Origin of the sequence: Actinophytocola sp. (genome assembly GCF_035762905.1) — a bacterium.
Taxonomy (GTDB): Bacteria; Actinomycetota; Actinomycetes; order Mycobacteriales; family Pseudonocardiaceae; genus DASYTH01.
Map to the genome: position 1 here is coordinate 51993 of NZ_DASUCC010000127.1, position 6931 is coordinate 58923.

The 6931-nt window shown below is 70.9% G+C and carries 6 protein-coding genes; 4 read left to right on the forward strand and 2 right to left on the reverse strand.

Translation table 11 applies throughout. The annotated features are described in order from the left end of the window. Window positions 1–232: 232 nt before the first annotated feature. On the forward strand, window positions 233–769 hold the full coding sequence (locus VFV67_RS26940) for a hypothetical protein (protein WP_326473454.1): 537 nt from the start codon (window positions 233–235) through the stop codon (window positions 767–769). On the opposite strand, the gene VFV67_RS26945 is transcribed toward VFV67_RS26940, so the two are convergent. Both VFV67_RS26945 and VFV67_RS26950 read right to left on the reverse strand, forming a co-directional pair. Next, on the reverse strand, window positions 758–1867 hold the full coding sequence (locus VFV67_RS26945) for a hypothetical protein (RefSeq protein WP_326473455.1): 1110 nt from the start codon (window positions 1865–1867) through the stop codon (window positions 758–760). The genes VFV67_RS26940 and VFV67_RS26945 overlap by 12 nt on opposite strands. An 87-nt stretch (window positions 1868–1954) precedes the next feature. Further along, window positions 1955–2407 carry a hypothetical protein gene (locus tag VFV67_RS26950; RefSeq protein WP_326473456.1) on the reverse strand — a complete coding sequence of 151 codons (453 nt, stop codon included), beginning with the start codon at window positions 2405–2407 and terminating at the stop codon, window positions 1955–1957. 245 nt (window positions 2408–2652) lie between these two features. Here VFV67_RS26950 and VFV67_RS26955 point away from each other — a divergent pair, with 245 nt between their 5' ends. The 3 genes from VFV67_RS26955 (at window position 2653) to VFV67_RS26965 (ending at window position 6873) form a co-directional block, all read left to right on the forward strand. Then, window positions 2653–3711 (forward strand): virginiamycin B lyase family protein, encoded by a 1059-nt coding sequence (locus VFV67_RS26955; protein ID WP_326473457.1) that lies wholly within the window; start codon window positions 2653–2655, stop codon window positions 3709–3711. Between the two features lie 158 nt (window positions 3712–3869). Continuing rightward, the gene (locus VFV67_RS26960) at window positions 3870–5072 is read left to right on the forward strand and encodes a helix-turn-helix transcriptional regulator (protein WP_326473458.1); all 1203 of its coding nucleotides are present in this window, start codon (window positions 3870–3872) and stop codon (window positions 5070–5072) included. Between the two features lie 292 nt (window positions 5073–5364). Then, on the forward strand, window positions 5365–6873 hold the full coding sequence (locus VFV67_RS26965; protein ID WP_326473459.1) for a hypothetical protein: 1509 nt from the start codon (window positions 5365–5367) through the stop codon (window positions 6871–6873). Window positions 6874–6931: the final 58 nt, after the last annotated feature.

The window sequence follows — 6931 nt, forward strand, 5'->3', positions numbered from 1 at the left end:
TCGTCCGGAACACCGGGACTGAACGAAGAGAGCCGGTAGTTTTCGCTCGAGGAGCATGGCCGAGGCACTGTGAACCGAGGGACGGGTCCACGGCGTCTCCCGCGTCGACCGTACCATGTGGACGGTGGTCGAATCCCGCGGATCGGCCGCGTTGGGTTCGCTACATGGGCGCGCTCAGCGGTTCCTCAGCTCCTCAGCGGCTCCTCAGCCGGCCGGTGCGAAGGTGCGTGCCATGAAGGCACTCATCGTTCTCGTCGCCGCCGGCACCCTGCTCACCGGCGCCGCCGCCGTACCCGAGGCCGTCGCAACGCCGGCCAGGCCGGCCGGCGTCGTCGGCTGGGCGCAGATCCGGTTCCACTACGCGCCGAACGACGACATCCGGTTCCGGTTCGACGCCCATGCCGCCGCGTTCACCCGGCCGACACCGCAAGCACCGTCGGGCCTGCCGACCGACGCCCGGGGCACGGTTCACTTCTCGCACCGCATCGGCGACACGACGTTCCGCGTCGAGGCCGCCGTCGAATGTCTGCTCACCGGCGGCCCGTCCGCGACCGTCACCGCACTCGTCACGTCGACCTCGCACGGCCAACTCCCCACCGGCATGCGGGTCGGCTTCAGCGTCCTGGACGCCGACCAGGACCGCATGGGTTTCTCCTGGGGCCTCGCCGACGGCACCGACCTTCGACCCTGCCTCGCCCCGGCCCCCTTCGCCCCGACCGTCCGCGGCGACTTCACCGTCCACCACGCCGACGCACCACTACCGCGTTGACCATCGAAACGCGTGCGCGGCGACCTCCTCGACCGTGCGGTGGTCGGTGTCGATGCGGTGGCCGAGTGCGGTGCGATCGAATGCTTCGGCCGCACCGGCCGCGTGGTCGGCGATCCGGAGCAGATGCGGGATCGGCTTGCCCACCAACGGATCGCCGGGTTGTGTCCAGTTGGAACCCTGACCACGCGACAGGATCCGGTTGGTCAGCTGGTCGCGTCCGGCGTGCAGGCGCAGCAGCGTGATCCGCGTCGCCGGCAGCGCGTGCGAGTACACCGCGAACGCGGCCTCGTCCTCGACCGGGCCGACCACGACCAGGTCCCGCGCACCGGCCTGCCGGTAGGTCCGCCAGATCGTGGCCATGATCCCGGCCCGCACCGGATGACCGGCCGGGGTGGGACCGCGGAAGCCGATCTGGTCCAGGTCGAGGTAGGCCGCCGTTCGCCCGGACCGCAACACCTTCTGGTACACCGCGAAACCGACGGCCGACTTGCCGGCAGCGGTCGGTCCGCACAGCCACAACACCCGCCCGTCGGCGTCGGGTCCGGCCGGCCGCACCGGTGCCGGGGACGGGTTCGGGCCGCTCGGCACCGGCCACCCGGTGCGATCGCGCACCAACCGGGCCACGTCGGCCACCGGCAGCCCGGTGGTGTCCACGGAGCCGCCGGCGACCGCACCGGTGTCGAGTTCGTCGGCCTCCCGCAGCGCCCGCTCCACCTCGCCGATCGGCAACCGGCGGGCCGCGAGCCGACGGCGCAGCTCAGCCCCGTCGGCGCGCAACCGGCACACGGTCAGCACGGCGTCCGGAACCGCCCCGGCCGGGACCTCGTGCCCGGGATCGAGCACACCGGACACCACCACACACCGGGCTCCAGCGGCCCGGAACCCGGCGACCACCGCACCAAGGTTGCGCGCCTTCAACCAGTGCCGGCCCGGATCCGCGGCCGGCTCGGGGTAGTACATGCCCAACTGGTCGATGTCGACGTAGCCGGACTCCAGCCCCGACCCGACCAGCTGGGTGTAGATCTCCCAACCGACCGTGGTCTTTCCGACCCCCGGCGGCCCGGACAACCACAGCACCGGCACCAACCCCGACCCCACGGCGCGGATTGTCCGGACCGAACGCCGCCGGGTCCACCGAGTTCGGTTTGGTCGACCGCCGGTTGGAGGTCGATCCGGTCCCGTCGGTCAGACGTGGGTCCAGGCGTGGCAGCCGTTGGTTTCCACGAGTTCGCCGCCGTTGACGGTGATCTGGGTCGGACGTTCGGACTTGCCGTAGTCGGTGACGCTCGACCGGTCGGCCTTTCGGACCGACCAGTAGCAGCCCCCGGGGTTGGTGCCGTTGGGACCGGCGGTGCGGTAGTCGCCCGGGGTGATGTTGAGGCCGACGATGTGCGTGCCGTCGCCGAACTGGCTGGCCGGGCCGGCCGGTGGTGCCGGTGCGGCGGTGATGGTGACCACGGTGCTCTCGGTCACGGTTTCGGTGATCGTTTGGGTGGCCTGGGGCTGGACGGTCTCGACGGGGTCGTCGGCTCCGGTGGCCTCGCTCACGAAGGCGGCCGCCGTGGCGATCGCGAGCCCGGCGCCGATGATCGCGGCCACCGGCCAGATCCTGCGCCAACGTGGATTGGGAGCGGACATCGAACCCTCCTCGTCAGGCATCGCACACGGGTGCCGACCAGTGAGGTTAGCCCTCATCCGGGCAGCGCTGTGCATGGTACGGCCGAGCACGTCGGCGAGGCCCCGCTGCCGTCCGGCCGGTCGCCCTGGTGACTGAGGGGAGTGCCGGGGCAACCGTGAGTCACTGCGACCTTGGCCTGCTCACCAGACCGACTCGACCGGTTGACCACACGCGGATTTTGCCGTTGGCCAGGCATATTCGGGACATGCGGACGGCTGTGGCTGCTCCGGTGCTCGCGGCGATGTGCACGGGCGTGCTCGCACTGGCCGGATGCGTCGGCGATCCCGCGCCCAGCTCGGTGCCCACCTCCGAGTCGGTGCTGCCGACCAGTCCGGTGCCCGCCGGTCCGCCCACCCCGGTGGTTGTCGAGCCCCGGCTGGAGGCCTTCGAGCTGCCGGCCGGTGCGGGTCCGCACGACGTCGCTCCCGCGGTGGACGGCGGGGTGTGGTTCACCGCGCAGCGTGGTGGGTATCTCGGTCACCTCGATCCCGCGAGTCGCACCGTGACCCAGGTCCCGCTCGGGCAGGGCGCGCGGCCGCACGGGGTGATCATCGGTGCGGACGGCGCGGCCTGGGTGACCGACGGCGGTCTGAACGCGATCGTGCGGGTCGACGCCGCCAGCCGCGCGGTCCAACGGTTCCCGCTGCCGGCCGATCGGCCCAACGCCAACTTGAACACCGCCGCCTTCGACGACGCCGGCGTGCTGTGGTTCACCGGGCAGAACGGAATCTACGGCCGGCTCGACCCGCGCGGCGGTGCGATGACCGTGTACGACGCCCCGCGCGGGCGCGGCCCGTACGGCATCGTCGCCACCCATGCCGGCGAGGTCTACTACGCCTCGCTGGCCGGCAGCCACATCGCCCGCATCGACACCGGTACCGGCGCGGCCACTCCGATCGAGCCGCCGACCGCCGGGCAGGGCTCGCGCCGGGTGTGGGCGGACAGCCGCGGCCAGATCTGGGTCAGCGAGTACAACGCCGGCCAGATCGGTCGCTACGAACCCGCGACCGGCCAGTGGCGGGAGTGGCGACTGCCCGGCGCGGCACCGCGGACCTATGCGGTCTACGTGGACGACCGGGACATCGTGTGGGCCAGTGACTTCGGCGCCCGCACGGTCGTGCGCTTCGACCCGGCCACCGAGGCGTTCACCACGGTCGGGCTGCCCGAAGGTGCCGAGGGCGCCCGGCAGCTCCTCGGCCGCCCGGGTGAGGTCTGGGGCGCCGCCTCCGGATTGGACCAGCTCTTCGTGATCCGCACCGGCTGAAACCGGTCCCGACACTCCACCGATCCGACGCCGAACCCCACCACGACCGCCGGTCGGCGGCTCCGGTTCGCCGCGCACTACCTAGGTATGCATGCTGTGTCCGGCTTCGGTCGGCATAGCATGAGCAGTGATCGTGGGGATGGGCGAGGTGTGCCGTTGTGATCGAGCCGGGTGTTCCTCCGGGTGAGCGGATCCGCTTGCATCGCAGGCGGATCGGGCTGACGCAGGAGCAGTGCGCACAGTTGAAGGGCTGCACCGTTTCGGCGTGGCGCAAGTGGGAGTCCGGGGACCGGCAGGTCGCCTCGTTCTCCGACTGGATCGAGATCGCGCGGATCCTGCGGGTGCGTGATCTGTACCGGTTGACCGGGTTGCCGGTCGGCGAACTGCCGGAGGAGCCCAGCGAGCACGAGACGGTGCCGGCCATCCGGGCGGCGATGGTGTCGTTCGACCCCAAGCTGGCCGGTGAGCCGGACATCAAGCGGCTGGACGAGGCGGTGGAGACGGCGTGGGACATCTGGCAGGAGCGGCGACCGTTCAACCAGATCGGCGCCATGCTGCCGGAATTGATCACCGAGGTGCGGGCGTGCATTCCGCAGGTGGACGGTCCGGAGCGGGACGGCATGCTGCGCACCGCGTCGATGCTGTACTTCCTGGCCCGGGCGTTCACCAAGCGGGTCGGCGCGCAGGACGTGTCGCTGCTGGCCGCGGACCGGGCGATGGCGGCGGCGATCAAGGCCGATGATCTGGACTACCGGGCGGCATCGGCGTGGAACGTGGGAATGACCCTGGCCGATCAGGGTCACGTCCAGGTGGTGTTGGACCTGGCCACGGACGCCGCGGCCGAGTTGGAGCCGACGTTGCCGGAGGCCCCGCCGGAGCGGATGAGCATCTTCGGTGCGCTGCACCTGCTGCGCGCGGTGCAGTTCGTCCGGCTCGGCGAGGAGCCCAAGGCGGTGCCGGCGTTGGAGATCGCCGACCGGGTCGCCCGCAAAGTGGGGGAACGCAACGACTTCCGCACGGTGTTCGGACCGAGCAACGTCGGGATCCACCGGGTGTGGCTGGCGGTGGAGTTGTCCAAGCCGGGTGAGGCGATCCGGGCGGCCCAGCAGGTCGAGATCGGCTCGGTGCCCAGTGTGGAGCGCCGGTTCGTCTTCTACGTCGAGTTGGCCCGGGCCTACAGCCTGCGCAGCGAGGACGTCGCCGCGGTGCAGATGCTGCTGCGTGCGGAGCGGGAATCGGCCGAGGAACTGCGGTACAACGTCAACGTTCGGACGCTGACCCGGGAACTGTTGCGCCGGGAGAACTCGCTGACCCGCGAAGAACTTCGCCCGTTGGCCGATCGCATGGGCGTGCTCACCTGACACCCGCACCGTCCCGGTACGGGTCAGCGCCCCACCGGGTGCCATAACGAAGCGGCACCGCCCGGGGCGGTTACCCACCGGTAGCGGAGTTAGCGTTGATACGTCCGATGATCAGGGCGGAGGATCCGGTCGATCGGCACCGGACCCGCCGAACCGAACAGTGCGGGCGGTCAGCATCGCGTGGGTGACGCTGCTGACCGCCGGTATCTCCCGCGCTCAAGCCAAGTCCGGCGGTGCCGCGCGGTAGTTCCGCGGTAATTCCCTGGGGACCAAACGGGAATCGGAGACCGCCATGTCGCATACGACCGTGTCCAAGAGCCGACTGCCCGCGAGCCGACCTTGGTGGCTGGCCGGCGGCATGCTCGGCCTCGCCTTCGGATACTTCCTCTGGTACACCCCGTACGCCGCGTTGACCAAGGCGCTGTCCTCCGGTCTGCTGCCCGGAATGGACACGACGGTGGTCGGATTCATGCTGCTGCCCGCCGCCGCATTGGGCACACTCGTCGGCGCCACGGTGTTCCTGGTCGCGACCGGCTGGTGGCGCTACATCGGAACCCGGCGCGTCGCCGGGCGGAGATTGCGCCTGCCAAGCAACACCATGCTCATCGCCGGGTTCTGCATGGCGCTGGTGATCGCCACCACCACGCTGAACTACACCTTCGTCGGCGTGTCGATCCTGTTCATGCTGCTGATGATGCGGGGCGGGGTGCTGATCCTGTCGCCGATCGTGGACAGCGTGCGCGGTCGCCGGGTACGCGTATACTCCTGGGCCGCGCTCGGGTTCAGCCTGTGCGCCGTGATCACCGCACTGTCCGATGTGAACAGTTACGTCCTCACCATCGGTGCGGCGCTCAGCCTGGCCGTCTACTACAGCGGGTACCTCGGCCGGTTCCGGATCATGAGCCGGGTCGCCAAGACCGGTGACGAGCTGACCGACCGGCGCTACTTCGCCGAAGAGGCGATCTCCGCGGCGATCTGGCAGGTGCTGCTGTGTGCCGTGCTCGCCGTGCTGGGCCTCGGGTCGGTGTCGGCGGCGCTCCGCGAGGGGTTCACCTCGTTCCTGTTCACCCCCGCGGCGCTGCCCGCGTTCGGGATCGGCCTGCTGTACTCGGCGCTGTACGGCTACGGCACGCTGATCTACCTCGACCCGCGCGAGTACACCTGGTGCGTGCCGGCCAACCGGTGCGCCAGCCTGCTCTCCGGGCTGGTCGCCTCGTTCGGGCTGACCGCCCTGACCGGCATCGCCCTCCCCGGCACCGGCCAGCTCGTCGCCACCGGCTTCGTCTTCCTGGCGATCCTCGCGCTGAGCTACCCGACCATCCGCGCCGCCCTGCGCCGGAACAGCGCCCCGCCACTGTTGCTGTTCGTCTGCAGCGGAAACACCTGCCGCTCGGCCATGGCCGAGGCCGTCGCCCGCACCGCCGTCGCGACCGGCCGGTGGCGCATCGCCAGTGCCGGCCTGACCGCCAAGCCCGACGCGCCGATCGCCGAACCGGCGGCCACCGCGCTGGCCGAGCTCGGCTGTCCCGCCCCGACCGAGCACCGGGCCCGGCAACTGACCCTCGCGATGATCGCCGAAGCCCACACGGTCTACACCATGACCACCGCACATCGCGACGCCGTGCTCACCATGGCCCCGGACGCCGCAGACAAGACCATCCTGCTCGACCCCCAGGGCGCCGACATCTCCGACCCGCACGGTCAATCCGCCGAGGCATACCGGGACTGCGCCGTCCAACTCCGCCAGTTGATCACCGTGCGGCTCACCCCCGCCGAGGACGGCAAGGTTCCCGCGGGCTAGGAGTGCGGTTCGCGGTCACTGCTGATCCAAACCAACCGGCCGGAGGCCGGCGCCCGAC

Coding starts and splice junctions, on each gene's coding strand:
- VFV67_RS26940 (WP_326473454.1), top strand. CDS start 233: ATGAAGGCACTCATCGTTCTCGTCGCCGCCGGCACCCTGCTCACCGGC.
- VFV67_RS26950 (WP_326473456.1), bottom strand. CDS start 2,407: ATGTCCGCTCCCAATCCACGTTGGCGCAGGATCTGGCCGGTGGCCGCG.
- VFV67_RS26955 (WP_326473457.1), top strand. CDS start 2,653: ATGCGGACGGCTGTGGCTGCTCCGGTGCTCGCGGCGATGTGCACGGGC.
- VFV67_RS26965 (WP_326473459.1), top strand. CDS start 5,365: ATGTCGCATACGACCGTGTCCAAGAGCCGACTGCCCGCGAGCCGACCT.